The sequence below is a fragment of the Rhodococcus aetherivorans genome (assembly GCF_011058165.1).
Taxonomy (GTDB): domain Bacteria; phylum Actinomycetota; class Actinomycetes; order Mycobacteriales; family Mycobacteriaceae; genus Rhodococcus; species Rhodococcus aetherivorans.
The window spans coordinates 1-16,129 of the sequence record NZ_JAALEG010000113.1 but is presented as its reverse complement, the minus strand read 5'-3'; the positions used below and the strand labels follow the sequence as shown (position 1 = coordinate 16,129).

The 16,129-nt window shown below is 66.0% G+C and carries 16 protein-coding genes and 1 pseudogene; 2 read left to right on the top strand and 15 right to left on the bottom strand.

Annotated features, from left to right (window positions below):
* Window positions 1-289: pseudogene (locus tag G6039_RS30865) on the top strand (hypothetical protein); the annotation flags it as partial.
* Between the two features lie 373 nt (window positions 290-662).
* On the opposite strand, the gene G6039_RS31150 reads toward G6039_RS30865, so the two are convergent.
* The gene (locus G6039_RS31150) at window positions 663-797 is read right to left on the bottom strand and encodes a hypothetical protein (protein WP_006937388.1); all 135 of its coding nucleotides are present in this window, start codon (window positions 795-797) and stop codon (window positions 663-665) included.
* A 464-nt stretch (window positions 798-1,261) separates the two neighbouring features.
* On the opposite strand from G6039_RS31150, the gene G6039_RS27345 reads away from it, so the two are divergent.
* Window positions 1,262-1,783 (top strand): hypothetical protein, encoded by a 522-nt coding sequence (locus G6039_RS27345; protein ID WP_029546909.1) that lies wholly within the window; start codon window positions 1,262-1,264, stop codon window positions 1,781-1,783.
* Between the two features lie 517 nt (window positions 1,784-2,300).
* Here G6039_RS27345 and G6039_RS27340 read toward each other — a convergent pair.
* From G6039_RS27340 to G6039_RS27275, 14 genes are all read right to left on the bottom strand, one after another.
* Window positions 2,301-2,582: a type II toxin-antitoxin system RelE family toxin gene (locus tag G6039_RS27340; RefSeq protein WP_029546908.1), complete on the bottom strand. Its 282-nt coding sequence runs from the start codon at window positions 2,580-2,582 to the stop codon at window positions 2,301-2,303.
* Window positions 2,579-2,854 (bottom strand): type II toxin-antitoxin system Phd/YefM family antitoxin, encoded by a 276-nt coding sequence (locus G6039_RS27335; protein WP_029546907.1) that lies wholly within the window; start codon window positions 2,852-2,854, stop codon window positions 2,579-2,581. The genes G6039_RS27340 and G6039_RS27335 overlap by 4 nt, the downstream gene beginning before the upstream one ends.
* Window positions 2,855-3,392: 538 nt before the next feature.
* Window positions 3,393-4,361, bottom strand: a complete 969-nt coding sequence (locus G6039_RS27330; protein ID WP_029546906.1) for a zinc-binding dehydrogenase — start codon at window positions 4,359-4,361, stop codon at window positions 3,393-3,395.
* A gap of 331 nt (window positions 4,362-4,692) precedes the next feature.
* A complete protein-coding gene (locus G6039_RS27325) occupies window positions 4,693-5,061 on the bottom strand; it encodes an EthD domain-containing protein (RefSeq protein WP_029546905.1) in 369 nt (122 codons plus the stop codon).
* A 389-nt stretch (window positions 5,062-5,450) separates the two neighbouring features.
* The gene (locus G6039_RS27320) at window positions 5,451-6,191 is read right to left on the bottom strand and encodes an SDR family NAD(P)-dependent oxidoreductase (protein WP_029546904.1); all 741 of its coding nucleotides are present in this window, start codon (window positions 6,189-6,191) and stop codon (window positions 5,451-5,453) included.
* Between the two features lie 361 nt (window positions 6,192-6,552).
* On the bottom strand, window positions 6,553-7,386 hold the full coding sequence (locus G6039_RS27315) for a TIGR03084 family metal-binding protein (RefSeq protein ID WP_051359227.1): 834 nt from the start codon (window positions 7,384-7,386) through the stop codon (window positions 6,553-6,555).
* Complete coding sequence (locus G6039_RS27310; protein ID WP_029546902.1) at window positions 7,383-8,228, bottom strand: SDR family oxidoreductase; 846 nt, start codon at window positions 8,226-8,228, stop codon at window positions 7,383-7,385. The genes G6039_RS27315 and G6039_RS27310 overlap by 4 nt, the downstream gene beginning before the upstream one ends.
* A gap of 164 nt (window positions 8,229-8,392) precedes the next feature.
* Window positions 8,393-9,316 (bottom strand): LysR family transcriptional regulator, encoded by a 924-nt coding sequence (locus G6039_RS27305; protein ID WP_029546901.1) that lies wholly within the window; start codon window positions 9,314-9,316, stop codon window positions 8,393-8,395.
* An 80-nt stretch (window positions 9,317-9,396) separates the two neighbouring features.
* Window positions 9,397-10,092 (bottom strand): TetR/AcrR family transcriptional regulator, encoded by a 696-nt coding sequence (locus G6039_RS27300; protein WP_029546900.1) that lies wholly within the window; start codon window positions 10,090-10,092, stop codon window positions 9,397-9,399.
* Between the two features lie 166 nt (window positions 10,093-10,258).
* On the bottom strand, window positions 10,259-11,815 hold the full coding sequence (locus G6039_RS27295; RefSeq protein WP_029546899.1) for an acyl-CoA synthetase: 1,557 nt from the start codon (window positions 11,813-11,815) through the stop codon (window positions 10,259-10,261).
* A gap of 52 nt (window positions 11,816-11,867) precedes the next feature.
* Window positions 11,868-12,653, bottom strand: a complete 786-nt coding sequence (locus G6039_RS27290; RefSeq protein ID WP_029546898.1) for an enoyl-CoA hydratase-related protein — start codon at window positions 12,651-12,653, stop codon at window positions 11,868-11,870.
* Entirely contained in the window at window positions 12,650-13,816 is a 1,167-nt protein-coding gene (locus G6039_RS27285; RefSeq protein WP_029546897.1) for an acyl-CoA dehydrogenase family protein, read from the bottom strand. Before G6039_RS27285 ends, G6039_RS27290 begins: the two co-directional genes overlap by 4 nt.
* Window positions 13,813-15,582, bottom strand: coding sequence for an acyclic terpene utilization AtuA family protein (locus G6039_RS27280; protein ID WP_029546896.1), 1,770 nt, complete (start codon window positions 15,580-15,582; stop codon window positions 13,813-13,815). Before G6039_RS27280 ends, G6039_RS27285 begins: the two co-directional genes overlap by 4 nt.
* The coding region (locus G6039_RS27275; protein WP_164528154.1) for an acyl-CoA carboxylase biotin carboxyl carrier protein subunit at window positions 15,579-16,129 on the bottom strand (551 nt) is incomplete at its 5' end. The genes G6039_RS27275 and G6039_RS27280, both read right to left, overlap by 4 nt.

Below are 16,129 nucleotides of genomic sequence, written 5' to 3'. Positions count from 1 at the left end.
TGCTCTTTCGTCGAGTCGAGTTGGTAGCTCTCTCGAAGAATCACGCGGTGACCGTCTTTCGTTCGGTTACGACACGCCGGTCATCGGGATCCGATCCGGCTCGTACACCATCCTGATGGACGCAACCGCGGCTGGATTTCCCGTTCTCGAGCTCAGCGTCGAACGGGACACCGCCCCACATGCCCGGTATGTGGCGGCGCTGCGGGAGTGGGATCAGCACCGGTCATTGGCTCTGCGGTGCGAATTCTGGCGGGACGTTCGTTTCGCATCGTTGGACGATCAGAACTGAGGGCCCTGCCTGCGACGCAGCATCGAGCCGGGGGAGCAGGAATGCCGCCCGTGAGCTCCGGTCAACCATGCCGGGCAAGCACGCCCAGCAGGGCTGCGAGCGAGTACGAACGCGGCTGCGCTGCGGGCCGGGGCGAGCGCCTCGGCCCGCAGGCGATACAAGCGCCCACCGAGTGCGAAGACCCGGGGCGGCGGTGTCGAGCCGTAGGCCCGGTCCGCTGCGATGCGAATGCTGCATTCGTGGCATGGATGCAGCGCACGCATGTGTCCGCCAGCGCGTGTCATCGATCGGAGTGCGGGGTATGCCACGGCGGCGTCGGTGCGATGCAGGTCTGTTCGGAGCAGGATGCGGTACTCGGAACGGCCGTGGGTGTTCAGTAGCGGGCGGGATGGCCGGCGTCGTCCCAATCGGGCAGCGGCGGCACCCGGGTGGCCAGGACGGTATCGGCGAAGATCAGCGCGACGGCAAGGGTGCGGGCCACCGGGCGGAGGACCAGGGTGGAGATCATCAAAACGTGCCTCTTCCTTCTGCGAGTGGCCGCCTGGCGACGGGGAGGGCCCGGACACCCCGCCCCAGGGGAAGGCGGGGCGTCCGGGAGGGGCGACTCGTCGGCCCGAGGTGCGCGCGCACCGCCGGCAGGGGGTGGCGGTGCGCGGCAGCGGGCCTCGCCGAGTCGACGGCGACGGTCGTGCAACCTTCAACCACATTTACGGCACTCGGTGCAGGAAATCAAAGCGGGGCGCCCCGGGATGCCGGCGCGATGGCCCGAGCAGTGCGCCCGGCCGCTGCACCCCCGGACCGGTGACAGCCGGCAGGCCCGAGGACGGTCGACCTCCTGCGGCCGTGTCGACAGTGGGCGCATCGAAAGTACGCGGGTGGAGAGATGCGGGCCCTCGAGGTGCGCACCTGTCTCTGGTGCGTATCGAAGGGGATCCGGAAGGGGAAAGTGGCGTCGCTCTAGGCTGACCTCTCGTGCACGCTTTCGTCGATGAGAACACCGTCCGCGGCATCCTGGTGGTGGCCGCAGTGGCGGATCCGTCGGCGCTCGATCAGGCGCGCAGAACGTTGACGGCGCTGAGAATGAAGGGTCAGGAACGGATCCACTTCAAGTCCGAGCGCGATGCCCGCCGACGCACGATCTGCTCGGCCCTGGAGGCATTGGACGTGCAGGTGCACGTCTACGACGCGACCGGGCTGACACCCAAGGTGGGGCGCCCACGATGCCTCGAGGCGCTGGTGGACGACCTTGCCGAGCTGTCGGTCTCGCGTCTGGTGCTCGAGCAGGACGATTCCACCGTCAAGTCCGATCGCCGCACGTTGTTCGACGCCACCGGCAAACACGGAATCCGGGATCGGCTGACGTATCACCATCTGCGCGCCAAGCAGGAACCGATGCTGTGGATTCCCGACGCGGTCGCCTGGTGCCTGGCCAAGGGCGGCGAATGGCCTGCCCGGGTCCGGCCGTTGATCACCAAGACCGTGGCGGTGCGGTAGAAACGCGAAACCCGGCTCACCAACCGTCCGGAAGGCTGCCGGGTCCACTTCACCGGAGCTAATGCCCCGTGCACTCATCACAGTGCCAGACAGACAGGTTTGGTGCAAGCACCAGGCCAGAAAGGTGCAGGTGAGGGCCGCCGGCAGCAAGTACGCCCCTTCGCGGGTGCAGCATCAGACCAGTGCGGATTCGGGGCGCACCAGTCGGGCACGAAGCCGCAGTTCGGCACGCTTGTGAGCGATCGACAGGGACGTGTCATAGCGTCCAGAGATGGTGGACGTCACGGGTTCGCGTCTTCTGCAACCCGTGACCGATCATGATGGATAAGCACGATTATCCATCAAATCCCTTGGGATGCAATGGTTCTGATGCTAAATCATGTCCGCATGCGATCTGCGGGTCGACCGCATGGGCACGGGCTGGCGTCCGGTGCGGACTCCTGTGCCGCCTCACGTCCGTCGACCCCGTAGGCAACCCCGGTGGTACGGGAAGAGCTGCAGGTTCGGCTTCGGGGACTCAGGTTCGGTAGATGTGGGCGCGGTGGTCGATGTCGACGATCAGGACGGTGCGGTGTTCGTCGTCGACGCGGAGCAGGATGCGGTAGTCGCCGCGACGGGCACTGCGCAGGCCCTCGAGATCGTTCCGCAGCGGCTTGCTCAGCCGGTGGGGATTGTCTGCGAGTGGGCCGGAGATGAACTCGACGACCGCATGCACGATCCGCCCCGGTAGTCGGGACAGGGCTCGGCGGGCCGGTGAGGCGATCGCGACGTCGTAGGGTGCCGGCGCCTCCTCGGTCATCGGGGCGGCAGGCCGTGCTCGGCGCGCAGCTCGTCGAGCGAGACGGTCTGGCCGGCGGCGTACTCGCGGTCGGCGACCGCGACCGACTCGGCGGTGCCGGACCGAGACAGCCAGTAGATCGTCTCGTGTAGTGATTCCAGATCGTCGGCCGACATCAGGACCGCGGCCGGTTTGCCGTGCCGGGTGATCGTGATGATGTCGTGCGTGGCTTCGGCACTGTCCACCAGCGCCGAGAGCTTGTCCTTCGCTTCGCCGAGCGGTACCGTCGTCATGCTTCGATGATAGCCCCATTTTCGGCCTCAATGTAGCCATACATTTGGCCGATAACGGAGATTACGTCAATCTAAGGTTTGACTCCTCCCTGCCCACATATTCAAGTCGCGTGGTAGTGATGAGAGCCGCGTTGATCCAGCCGCCAGGGTTGATCTGATTCTCACCGACGGCTGACAGGTCGTCGGTCGGAAGGCGGTGACTGCGGACCGCGAAAAGGACGCCGCCAGCCTCTTCAGCCTGTCCGAGGGCGCTTTCCCCTTCTCCGCTACAGCGGCATCGATTCGATATACCCGCTCCGCAACGAAATCAAAGTCGAGGTCGAAGCCCTCATCGAAGGTACCTATGCAGAGGGGATGCCCGATCCGGCCGATCGGGCATCCCCGTGTGGTCCGCATGTCGTGCCTTCTGGTGCACCTAGGACAGCGGTGCTCAGATCGCAGCGCGGAACCGTTCTATGGAGGCAGGCGTATATCGTTACTCCGGATTGTCCGAGGCTTCTGGCGCCATTGCAGATCAGGGGTCTCCCGATCTACGGGGTCAATCATCGATGCTAGCTACCAGACGCTGGCCTTTCACCCCGCGGGCGAGTTCGTCCAGGCCGGCAGGAATGTCGTGGAATCCGATCGTCCTGGTGGCGATCGTCAGGCCGCCGGAAGCAATGAACTTGATGACTTCGACGGTGTCCGCTGGGGTGCCGCCCACCGAACCGACCAGATCCAAGTCCTTCATCGCCAGCAGATACGTGTTGATCGTGGCTTCCTGCCGACCGACTCCGACCTGGACGATCCGGCCGCCGTGTCGGACCGCCTCGATGGCGCCGGCCGTGGTCGTTCCGAAGCCCGCAAAGTCCACGATCAGGTCGAGACCGAAGGGGACCAGTTCCGTGACGTCGTTGACGACCTGCTTGACGCCCCGCTCGAGGCCTGCGGCGTGGACTTCCGCATTGATCTCGGCGGCATAGACTTCGGCACCGCCGAGAACTGCCATGCGAGCCCCGGTCATGCCGAGTCCACCAAGGCCGATGATGCCGACCTTCATGCCCGGACGCAGACCACCGCGGACGAAAACCGCATGGTATGAGGTCATTCCTGCGTCGGTTGCTGCAGCGGCCTGGACGAACGGGACCCCGTCGGGGATGGGGATGAGTTCGCTCGCCGGGGCGATCGTCTTCTGTGCGTACGCGCCGTGGCGTCCGATGCCGATCGTCTTCTGGCCGATGACGCCGCTCTGTCCGTCGCCCATGGCACTGATCGCGACGCGGTCGCCGATCGCAGCATCGGTCACGCCCTTTCCGACGGCAGAGACGATGCCGGCGGCCTCATGTCCCAGGATGATAGGAGTGAACCCGAGGACTTCCGTCAGGGTGCCGTCGGTGATGCCGACATCGCTGTGGCACAGGCCCGCGGCCTTGAGATCGACCACGACTTCACCGGGGGCCGGCGTGGGGTCCGGCAGATCGACGAGCTCGAGTGGAGACCCGAGACCTTTGAACATCCAAGCTTTCATGGTGAGCCTTCTTTCTTGTTGAGCGACATAACTGACGTGGTAGCGGATGTGTCCGGATCCCGCGGTGCCACAACCATCGATCGATGCGGCGGCGGTGTGGTGGCGGGTCGGGTGGTGTGGAGGGGTGCGGTGGCGTACCGCAGCCGCGTCCATGGCCGCGGTACGCGCCGGTGACCGGCCGCCGGGTCTGGGAGCGCCGGTGGGCGGTCCAGGCAGGTCGCCGGGACCGCTACGTGCGCACCGTCATCGATCCCGCTCGACGTGACATCTCGGCTACGAGCACACGCCGACTTGGGGCGAGGAAGCACACCTGTCTTTGCGCAGATGATCGTCAGATGAATTCGCTGGGATCGGTTTCCCGTTCGTCGTCGACAGTTAAAAAGGTGATCGACTGTCGATCGAAGACCTTCTCTTCGTCCGCGCCGATGACGGCGGCTGTTTCCGGTGAAGTCAGTTGTGCCATGCCGACATCGAAAGCCGCACGATCGTCGAACCAAATCTCTGTGACTACATCGTATGGCGCCTCCATGTCCGACCGGTAGGTGCCATTCTCCCAATTCCGCAAGTAGTGCCGAACATATCTGCGCAAGCCCGGAACCATTTTGACAGCCAGGGGGGCATGCTTGTTCTCGTAGTAGGTGATGAATTCCTCGAGCGTGGTCCCTGGCTTCCTTTTGATCATGACGTAAGCCTTGAACATGCCATCTCCATTCACTATTCGGCAGCGGTGGGAAAACTTCGGTCGAGCTGTGTTGTTCTTGCCCTGACCAGCCCCGCCATTCACCGATGGATTCCCAAGGGGAAGTGAGCCAGTACGGGAGGGAGCTCCATCACCCGCTGTCACAGGATCGTGCTGTCGACTCGAAGTGAGCGCTCCGTCTGCTCGAGTCCGGGCCTGGTACCCCCGAACCGGCGTCGGCCCGTCCCCTCGCACTGGACTGCCCCAAGTGATAGGAATCCACCTCAAATACGTTCTGTCTCAGGAAAGTTGACAGCTTCAGGGGCACCTCTGGATCCGGCTGATGCGGTCGCTCGTGGCCGGTGCGCTCGCAATCACGGGTGCCCGTTGCACAAGACGATCGGGGTCGCTCAGGTGGCGAGCCCCCCGTCGACCATCAGGCGTTGCCCGGTGATGTATGAGGCCTTGCTGGAGGCCAGGAAAGCGATCGCCTCCGCGATTTCTTCGGGGAGCGCGAGGCGCGCCAACGGCGTCTGTCCCACGGCAAGCTCCAGAAGGTCGCGCGTGACCTGGTCGGCATCGCGCATCGGCGGAACCATTCCACCTTCGACCACGCCGGGGCCGACCGCGTTCGCCCGGATGCCGTGGGCGGCTTCTTCGGTGGCCAGCATCCGCATCATCATGGCGACCGCCGCCTTGGGTGTGGCGGACAGTGCGTCCGTGGGAACCGTGCGGTCCACCGCTGTGGTGATCAGTGCGGTGATCGAGCCACCGCCTCCGGCTCGCAGCGCCGGCACGGTTGCCTTGGCGATATTGAAGAAGCCGAGAACATCGGTCTGGATTACGCCGGCGAATTCGTCGTCGGTGAACTCGATCAGCGGCCGGGTGCGAAAGACCAGGCCGGCAGCTGAAACCACGGTGTGGATCCGCCCGTGCTCGGCCAGCGCGGCGTCCACGACAGCGGCCACGGACTCGCGGTCGGTCACGTCGCAGGACAGCGCCGTCGCGTTGCGTCCCAGCTCCCGGATCGAGCCGGCGAGTTTCTCCGCGTCCGCTTCTCGGGATCGGTAGGTCAGCACGACATCACAGCCGCGTTCGGCGAGCAAGCCCGCCGTGGCGGCACCGATTCCCCCGGTGGCGCCGAACACCACCGCGCAGCCGGTCGACGGGAACTCGGGCGTGTGAACTCCGAATGATGGCATGTCTGCTCCTGACATTATCGATTGCAGCCGGTCAAGGCCTCTTGGTGCCGACGCGCCGGGTGGGCTGCTCGAACGTCTCGGGCTCGTTGCACCTCTACCGCCGAACGTCTACAGCGTCAGCGACATCACCATCTCCCATAAATGACAGGAATGTCAGTGATTTGGCTTGATCGTGTGAGACTTATCCGATATCACCGCAGAAGGACAGCCATAATCCGGATATGACATGGGAATCACGATTTATGAACCGTGGACACGGTATGCGCGAGGACCGACATGCTCGCGGTGTGGGCCCGCGTCGTGGCCGAGGTCAGACCCGTGTGCTCTGTTCCGTCCCGGTCTGGGGTGTCTGCTCCACGAACTGACCAGGCGTCCGCCCGTGCCCGGGGGGGCCGGCGTAGGCCTGACCGATCGTCATCCACGCCCTGGCAATCGGCCCGGTGGTGACCAGGGCGGTGTCGGCGACGTGGCGTCGGCGGGTCAGCACCAGGCAGAAGTCCTCGATCGGTCCACTGACCGAATCCTCGAGGTGCTCGTCGCCGAACTCCCATGTCCGGTCCGGGGCGACGGACAGGGACACGCGCACGCCGGTGGCCGGTACCGGCACGCCACGATTGACGAAGCTGAAAGGAAGCGCAAGGCACGCGATCCGGGCGATGTGCTCCAACCGCGACGTCACCGGCCGCACGGCGCCGACGGTATCGGCGATGTCCTGCCCGTGCGCCCAGGTCTCCATCAGCCGGGCGGTGACCATCGACGCCAGGCTCATGGAAGGCCCGTACCAGGGGTGGCGCGCGCCGGGCGTGGCCGAACGGAACGCGTGCAGCAGCGATCGGCGACCCTGTCGCCACGTTTCGAGAAGTTGTGCCGAAGACAGCTCGAGCAGCGGTTCGAGCACTGCGATGCTGTAGGCGTCCGGGTCCTGATCTGCTCGGTGTCGCTGTTCGGCGAACGCCTCGGGATCGGTGAGTGACATCTCGGCTGCGGCGTCGAAGAAGGCGAGGTGAGCGATCTGATGCCGGCTCGTCCATCCGTCCGCGGGGGTGAGACGGTTCCATTCGGTGTCGCCGAAGGCTGCCACGACGTCGTCGAGAGCCGCCTGCTCGGCTTGAAGGTCGTCGATGAGGTGCGCGTATGTGCTCACGATTTCGGTCCTGTCGTTTCGTCGGTCATCGGTGCGTTGGGCTGTGCAGCGCGGGTAGACGCCGCGTTGTCGATCTTTCGCTGCAGGCGTCGCATGCCCTGCAGCCATCGATCGGGTTCGGTGGCCCGCATGGCGTAGTACTGCGCCACTTGCGGGTGCGGGAGGATGTAGAAGCGGTCGTCGCCGAGGGCGTTCAGCACCTCGTCGGCAACCTGGTTGGCTTCGAGAACGCCCTTGCCGAATACGACGTCGCCGACCTCGTTGGTAGGCAACATCTGGGTCCGAACACCTTGAGGGCACAGGCACTGGACCGTGATGCCGCGGTCCCCGTAGGTGGCGGAGACCCATTCGGCGTGCGCGACTGCTGCGTGTTTGGTGACCGAGTACGGTCCGGAACCGAGCATGGTGAGCAGCCCTGCTGCCGATGCGGTGACGACGAAGCGTCCTTTCCCCTGCCCCAACCACTCGGGCAGGAGTTCGCGCAAGGCGCGCACGTGGGCCATCACGTTCACGTTCCATGATCGATCCCAGGCGGGTTCCGCGTCGTTCGCACCTGTCTCGATGCCTGCGTTGGCGAAGAAGACATCGATCGAGCCGATCGCCTGCCGTGCCTGCACGACCAGATCGTGTACGGCACTTTCGGCTGCCGCATCACCCGGTACGGCGTATCCGCCGACTTCCTCGGCGACGGCCATGCATGCGTGCGGGTCGAGGTCGTTGACGACCACCCGCGCTCCGGCGCGGGCCAGTCGATGCGCGAGCGCGCGGCCGATGCCGTTACCGGCGCCGGTGACGACGATCCCTGCGCCCTGAAGCCAGGGCGGGTCGTTGCGAGGGTGCATATGTTCGAGACCTTTCGATTGACGAAGAAGCGCACAGAAGCGCACAGAAGGTGCCTGCACAGGACCGACATCTATTTGACATCTATGTCAAGTACATGGTCAAGTGTCCCCGTCCCGCAGGAGCACGATTGGACGCCCGCCGCGTCCATCCCGCAGACGGAGGCTCAGACGCTGCTGGTGGCGTTCGGAAGCAGAGCGATGTTCTCCGCGGCCGCCGACGCCGCCGCCTCGAGGAAGGACCGAACAACCGGTCTGGTGTCCCCGCGCCGGTACGCGACCCCGATGATCGACGGGCTCGCGTCGGGCAACTCGATGGCCCGAATCAACGGCGAAGGGGCAAATCGCGCCATCGTGGCACAACCGGTCACGACAAGCGGGGCGGCTGCCAGCGCCAGCTGGATGCCCTGCACCGTCGACACCGGTGGGAGTTGCGTATCGACCAGGGAATGCCCGCGTTCGGGGTCCAACTGCCAGAAACTCGAGAACCACTCCGGCGCATCGAGGCCGAGCATCGGATACTCGATGACGTCGTCCACGGAAAGAGTTTGCTCGGACGCTAATTCGTGTGTGCTCCGCACGAAGAGCGCCCGTGGCTCCGCCGCAATCGGTATGACATCGACGTCGTCGTGCACGACGGGGCAACGCACAAGCGCCACATCGATCACTCCGCTCGCGACCAGGTCGACCTGATCGGCGAAACTGGTGTCCCGCAGTCTGACGGTGACATCGGGGTGCAGCGCCCGGAACGCCTCGAGGATGGGCCTGGTGAGCTCGCCGGCGGACAACGGTCCGGCCACCGCCCCGATCCGCAAGGTCGCGCTGTCGTCCGGGGCCGTCGCCTGCACGGCGGATCGCGCGTCCTCGACCTGGTGCAAGATGTCGCGGGCCCGGCCGACAAGTTCTCGTCCTGCGTCGGTGAGAATCACACCCCTGCTGGTCCGGGTGAAGAGCTCGACACCCAGATCACGTTCGAGCCGGAGCAACGCTTGGGACAGAGGCGGCTGCGCCATGTAGAGCCGCCGGGCGGCGCGGCGCACACTGCCTTCTTCCGCGACGGCGACCAGGTACTGCAGCTGTCGCAGGTCCATCGCACCTCCGTCTACCCCGCCTCGCTCATATGGTACAGATCACAATTCCGGGCAGATGCCGCCTGCTGCTCGACCAACGGTTACTCGTCGGACACAGATCCCACCGCGTTCGACCACAAAGTGGTCAGGGTGTGGACGACGACATCCTCGTCGTACGGCTCGCCCTGGATGAACGACGCCCGGGCCACCTGCTCGATCATCCCGCCGAGGAGCCGGGCAACGACCTGCGGATCGAGTTCCGGGTCGAGCCGACCCACCTTCTGTTGATGGCGCACGCCGTGTTCGATCCGACCCAGGAACAGGCCGCGAATCCCTTTGAGCAGCTCCTGTGAGTAGGAGTCGTAGGGGGCGACCTCCTCGATCAACCCCATGATCCGGGCGTTACGCGCATACGCCTGCAGGTAGCGCCGATTGGCCGCCGCCAAACGGTCCCGAGGGCTCGAGCCCGCCGCGTCACCGACCGCAGACGCCTCGAACATCTCCCCGGTCACCTGCTTGACCACTTCCCGGAAGATCTCCTCCTTGGACTCGAAGTAGGTGTAGAAGCTGCCGTAGGAGACCTCCGCACGCCGCGTGATGTCGGCGACCCGGGCCTCGTTGAGGCCAACCTCCTCGAAAGCGTCCCGGGCCGCTTGGATGAGCGCGGCACGGGTTCTCTTGCCGCGCGCCGACAGCGACTGGACCGGCACCGGCTGGCCGCCGCCACCGTTGCCCTTGCTGTCAGCCGCAGCCGCAGCCTCGCTGCCCGAAGATGCCGCTCGCACGGGCTGTGCCATTGCCTGTCTCCTTTCCGGGACGGCTCCGCCGCTCGCCGGGGCCACGCCCGTCCGTCGATGATATGACACGCGAGTCATCCGGCTGTGGACGCCGCCGAATCATGAGGACGGAAGCGGTCTGACGTGGCACACCGATCCGACGGGTCGGCCCAGCATCTCTCACGGGTCAGCGGTGCACGGTCGCAGCCACACCGGTGAATTGCTCCCGCAGTGTGCGCTTGAGAAGTTTTCCCGTTGCGGTGTAAGGCAATTCATCGACAAACACCACCCGACGCGGGCATTTGAAGTGTGCGATGCGGTTGCGTGTGTAGTCGATCAGCTCTGCTTCGTCGATGCCGTCGCCCTCGGGTACCACCACCGCCACGACCGTCTCCCCCCACCTTTCGTCCGGAACTCCGATGACGGCGACCTCCGAGACTGCAGGGTGGCGGTAGAGGACCTGTTCCACCTCGATCGGATAGACGTTCTCTCCCCCGGAGATGATCATGTCCTTCTTCCGATCCACCAACGTGATGAAACCGTCGGCGTCGGCGCGCCCGAGATCTCCCGTATGGAACCAGCCGCCCCGGGTGGCTTCGGCCGTCTCCGCGGGTCGGCCCCAATACCCGGCGAAGATGTTCGGTCCGCGCAGGACCAGTTCGCCGACCTCCCCCACCGCGACATCGTGATCCTCGTTGTCGACGATACGTACGTCGACGTGCATGAACGGTCGGCCCACCGAACCGGCGTGCGAGACCACCGACTCCTCGTCCAGCAACAGCGTATTCGGCGAAGCCTCGGTCATCCCGAACCCTTCCAGGAACATCCAGCCACGCTGCTGGTAGAACTCGATCACCGGAAGCGGGCACGGAGCGCCGCCGCAGAGCACGTACTGCATCGACGAGACGTCGTAGGAGTCGAAATCCGGCACCTTCGACAACGCCGCCCACATCGCAGGAACCATGAACTGGGTCGTGGTCTGGTACCGCTGCATCAACTCCAGGGTTCGGCCGGGATCGAACGCGCGAACCGTGATCACGGTGCCGCCGGCATAGAGGATGGGCAGCACGGACAGGCCGAGCGCACCGATGTGGAACATCGGCGCCACCGCGATGGTCGCCGTCGAACTCGACAGCCCACTACCCACCGTGGCCATGTTGAACACATTCCACTGCATGTTTCCATGCGTGAGCATCGCCCCCTTGGGGGAGCCGGTCGTGCCGGAGGTGTACATGATCACGCACGTGTCCTCGGCGCGAACGAGCGGATCAGGATCCCGCCGAGCCGCAGTGAGCAACTCGTCGAGCCTCGAGACAGGGTAGTCCCCGATCGGCGCGCCGGCGGTCTCGACGAGGATCTGTCGGACACCGTGCCCGCCCTCGGCCAGGGCATCGGTCGCAAGGTCCCGGAATCTGTCGGACACCGCGAGCACGAGGGCGCCGGAGTCGGCGAGAATGTACCGGACTTCTCGGGAACTGAGCCGAAAGTTGACCGGGACGACGATGGCGCCGAGATTCGCCGCGGCGAACAGCACGCGCACGAATTCGATGGAGTTCTCCATCAAGATCGCGACACGGTCCCCGCGGCGCACTCCGAGTTCGTGCAGTGAGGCCGCCGTGGCGGCCACGTCACGCTCGAGGTCCACGTACGGCACCGTCCGGCCGCTTTCGCCGTCGATCAGTGCAGTTGCGTTGGGTCGGCGATGTGCACGCCGTACGATCCAGTCCCCGATTCCGCCTTGCATTTCATCTCTCCTAGGTCTTGGTGTCACTGCCCCGCCGCTGCGAGGTGACCGCTCAGCTGTGCGGAGCCCATGTCGGACGGCGCCGCTCGGCGAATGACCGCATTCCTTCTCTGGCCTCGTCGGACCGGAAGTACCTCGCCGACACGTCCTGCATCGTCGACAGCTCGTCGGCAATCGACGGGAAATCGGACCGGAGAAGTTGCTTTGTTCCGGTCCACGCCCTCGGAGCGCTCATCAGCAGCATCTCGACGAGGCGATCGATTTCGCCCTCGAGCTCGTCGGCCGGCGCCACCGCACTGAGCAAGCCGATGCTCGCCGCGTGATGAGCATCGAATGTGTCGCCGGTCAGGAACAGCCGATGAAGCGCATGCGGCACGACTCGGTGTCGCAGCGGCACCGAGATGACCGCCGGGACGACCCCGATCCGCACCTCGGTGAAGGCAAAGGTGACGGTATCTACCGCGACGGCGAAATCACATGCCGCGACCAAACCGGTGCCGCCGGCGCGTGCCGGGCCCGCGAGGCGGGCAACCACCGGCTTCGGGGAGGTCCACAACAACTCGAGGACGGCGCAGAAGTCCCGCGCAGCGGCACCCTTGCGTTGCGGGTCCTCCTTCAGATCCGCGCCGGCGCAGAACACCGGTCCGGTGTGGGTTACGACGACGACACGGACCTCGTCGTCCTGCAGGGCCGCCGTCAGCTGGGCGAGCATCTGCGAGCACAGGTGCGAGGACAGCGCGTTGCGGTTGCGGGGGGAATCGAGCGTCACGGTGGCGATGCCCCGGGTGACCTCGCTGCGCACCAGCTCTTGCCGGCTCATCGGCGTGGCGGCCGTCATCGGTCCACCCGGGGTGCGCCCAGCAACCGCTTGGCGATGATCTCGTTCATGATCTCGTTCGTCCCCCCGCCGATACCGAGGATGCGCGAGTCACGATAGTGCCGCTCGACCTCGGTCTCACGCATGTAGCCCATGCCACCGTGGATCTGTACCGCCTCGTCGACCACGAAGTCACAGGCAGCGACCGCGGTGTTCTTCGCCATCGCGACCTCCGCGCCGACATCCTCACCGGCCGCCCACCGAGCGGTCACGTCGCGGACGTAGGTGCGTGCCACCATCGTCTGTCGCTGCATCTCCGCGAGCTTGTGGCGGATCACCTGCCGTTCGGCCAGGGGCACGCCGAACGTCGTGCGGACCGTCGCGTGCTCCTTCGCCAGGCCGACGCAGCGTTCTGCGGTCGCCACCGCCTGCACTGCGAGCGTGAGCCGCTCGGATTCGAAGCGCTGCATGATCTGGAGGAAGCCGGTGTTCTCCTGCCCGATGAGGTTACGGGCCGGCACCCGCACCTGGTCGAAGACGAGTTCGGCGGTGTCCGAACACAGCCACCCCATCTTCTTCAGCCTCGAGGCAACCGTGAAGCCCGGGCGATCGGACTCGACGATCAGCAACGAGACCCCGCGATGGCCCGGGCCGCCGGTGCGGGCGGCGACCGTGACGAAGTCCGCGCGGGTTCCCGAGGTGATGAAGGTCTTTCCGCCGGTGATCACGTACTCGTCGCCGTCACGCATCGCGCGAGTGGTAATGGAGCCGACGTCCGAGCCGGTGCCGGGCTCGGTGACGCCGAGAGACGCAATCTTGGTGCCGGCAACAACGGGACGGACGAACTCGTCGAGTTGCCACGGGTCACCGGCGGCCGCGATATGCGGCGCGCCGATGGTATGGGAGAACAGCGCCGAGGTAACCCCCGTGCTCCCGCCGGCGAGGATGATCTCCTCGTTGGCGACCATCAGATCGATGAAGTCGCCCTCACCGCCGGCCTTCTCGGGGAAATCGAATCCCAGCAGGCCGAGCTCGGCGGCCTTCTCGTGCAGGGATCGGGGTAATTCGCCGGCTTCCTCCCATGCCGGCAGGTTCGGCACGATTTCGCGACGCGTGAAGCCGCGCACGGCCTCACGGAGGGCGCGACGCTCGTCGGTGTACCAGAGCTCGTTCGCGGAGGTCATCGGGTCTCCAGGGGCAGTAGGGCTGTCGGGATGTCGACGTGTTTGGCGCGCAGATACTCCCCCAGGCCCTTCGCCTGGGAATCGAGGTGTGGATTGGCGGCCACGCCCCGGCCGAGCAACCCGACGATGGTCACGCCGCAGGCGCGCAGAAGCGGAAGCTCCCACATTCGCAGCTCGCAGCCTGCCGCTTCGGGCAGCAACTCCCGCACGGTGTCCTCGCTCCACCAGGAGCGCAGCCAGGTGTGGCCCTCGTCGTTGCGGGCCCACACGCCGAGGGTGGCGTTACCGGCCTTGTCGCCCGAACGTGCGCCCAGGACCGCGCCGAGCGGCAGCTGCTGTGTCGGTCCGTCGTACGTCTTCGTGCTCGGCGGGGTGGACGGGTGGATGTCGGGCAGTTCCGCCGACGAGGGGGCGCCGGGCACGGTCCAGGTGCGCGCGCTGAGGGTGACGCGCTGGTCGAACAGCTCGGACCGCATGAGGGTGGGCCAGAACACGGTGAACTCGGTGCCGGTTCCCGGAGGGGCGGTGAAGTACGTGCCCGGATAGGTGGCCAGTCCGATCTCCACGGCGGCTCGGGAGAACCGACTCACTCGCTGGCGATCCGTACCCGTGACGGTGATCGTCAGCAGCGCGACGGCCTCTTCCATCGTGGCCGGGTCGGACCGATCGGCACGCAGCAGCCGCACGGTTACGCTGTCGAATGCCTTCTCTCCCTCCGGGATACGTTGCCACAGTGCATCCTGGACGACTCGGGCCTTGTCCTCGATGTGGGTTCCGGTCAGGACGAAGGTGGTGTCGTTGCGCCATCCACCGGAGAACACAGCACCGACCTTGACGGTCGCCGGGGCCGGTTCTCCCCGGACTCCGGACAGGCGCACCCGGTTGGCACCGACCGATTCCACGTGCACGGTGTCCAGTCGGGTGACGACGTCGGGGTTCGCGTAGCGGGGGCCGTCGATCTCGTACAGCAGCTGCGCCGTGACCGTCTCGGTCGTGACGGCACCGCCGGTTCCGGGGTGTTTGGTGATGACCGACGAGCCGTCCGGATAGATCTCGGCGATCGGAAATCCGACCTCGCTCATCTCGGGGATCTCGGTGAAGAACGAGTAGTTGCCTCCGGTGGCCTGTGTACCGCACTCGATCACGTGGCCGGCGGCGACCGCGCCGGCCAGCGCATCCCAGTCCGTTCGGTCCCAGCCGAAGTGCCATGCCGCCGGGCCGACGATGACGGCGGCGTCGGTGACGCGGCCGGTGATCACCACGTCGGCCCCTGCCCGCAATGCCTCGACGATCCCCCAGGCGCCCAGGTAGGCGTTGACGACGATCGGGTCGACGTCAGCGGGAAAGGCCTGACCGGAGTCCAGATGCGGAGCGTCCCAGCCGCGAGCGCGTTCCCGTGCGAACAGCTCGGTGGCGTCGTCACCGTCGACGACGGCAACTCGAACGGGGCGGCCGAGTCGCTCGGCGATCGCGGTGATCTGCGCGGCGCAGCCGTGCGGATCGAGTCCGCCGGCGTTGGACACGATCTTGATTCCTCGGTCGAGGCAGTCACCCAGCACGTCGTCGAGTTGGGTGACGAAGGTGCGGGCATAGCCGGATCCGGGGTTGCGGAGTTGCTGTTTGGCCAGCAGCCCCATCGTCAGTTCGGCCAGCCAGTCACCGGTGAGCACGTCGATCGGGCCGCCGTCGATCATCTCGCGGGCTGCGGACAAGCGGTCACCGAAGAAGCCGGAACAGTTGGCGATACGCAACGGTGTCGTGTTCATGCTTCCCCCTCGGCGCCGATTGTCACCAGTTCGGTCTGCGCGTCGACGTACTGGCCGACCGACACGTTGATCTTCTGGACCACTCCGTCGGCGCCGGCCAGCGCGGGGTGTTCCATCTTCATGGCTTCGAGTACGACCAGTTTCTGGCCTGCCGCGACGGTGTCGCCCTCGCTGATGAGGACGGCGACGACGGTCCCGGGCACCTCACTGACCGGGCCCGCCGCGGACGCGGCCAGCACGGTGCGGTCGGGCAGACGCGGTTCCGGTACCCAGCCGGACTGGCTGGTCGCATCGTTGATCCAGATCGAGCCGTCCCGATGGGTCGCGACGGCACACGGGTAGTCCACGCCGTCGTATCGCACCCGGACCGTGTCGGCACCGAGATCGATCAGGTCGAAGCGATGGCGGGTGCCGTCCAGGTCGAGAACGAGTTCGGTGTCGCCGGACGGTGCGGCCAGGCGGTAGGCCACCGGGATGGGCTCTCGTCCGACAGGCTGCCACACCGCGGACATCAGCATCTCCGCGGCGAGCGTCCGGAATCCGGGGG

Bases quoted from the DNA above. Each gene is read 5' to 3' on its own strand.
- G6039_RS31150 (WP_006937388.1), bottom strand. From the start codon at position 797: ATGATCTCCACCCTGGTCCTCCGCCCGGTGGCCCGCACCCTTGCCGTC.
- G6039_RS27340 (WP_029546908.1), bottom strand. From the start codon at position 2,582: ATGACCGAGGAGGCGCCGGCACCCTACGACGTCGCGATCGCCTCACCG.
- G6039_RS27335 (WP_029546907.1), bottom strand. From the start codon at position 2,854: ATGACGACGGTACCGCTCGGCGAAGCGAAGGACAAGCTCTCGGCGCTG.
- G6039_RS27330 (WP_029546906.1), bottom strand. From the start codon at position 4,361: ATGAAAGCTTGGATGTTCAAAGGTCTCGGGTCTCCACTCGAGCTCGTC.
- G6039_RS27325 (WP_029546905.1), bottom strand. From the start codon at position 5,061: ATGTTCAAGGCTTACGTCATGATCAAAAGGAAGCCAGGGACCACGCTC.
- G6039_RS27310 (WP_029546902.1), bottom strand. From the start codon at position 8,228: ATGCACCCTCGCAACGACCCGCCCTGGCTTCAGGGCGCAGGGATCGTC.
- G6039_RS27305 (WP_029546901.1), bottom strand. From the start codon at position 9,316: ATGGACCTGCGACAGCTGCAGTACCTGGTCGCCGTCGCGGAAGAAGGC.
- G6039_RS27300 (WP_029546900.1), bottom strand. From the start codon at position 10,092: ATGGCACAGCCCGTGCGAGCGGCATCTTCGGGCAGCGAGGCTGCGGCT.
- G6039_RS27295 (WP_029546899.1), bottom strand. From the start codon at position 11,815: ATGCAAGGCGGAATCGGGGACTGGATCGTACGGCGTGCACATCGCCGA.
- G6039_RS27290 (WP_029546898.1), bottom strand. From the start codon at position 12,653: ATGACGGCCGCCACGCCGATGAGCCGGCAAGAGCTGGTGCGCAGCGAG.
- G6039_RS27285 (WP_029546897.1), bottom strand. From the start codon at position 13,816: ATGACCTCCGCGAACGAGCTCTGGTACACCGACGAGCGTCGCGCCCTC.
- G6039_RS27280 (WP_029546896.1), bottom strand. From the start codon at position 15,582: ATGAACACGACACCGTTGCGTATCGCCAACTGTTCCGGCTTCTTCGGT.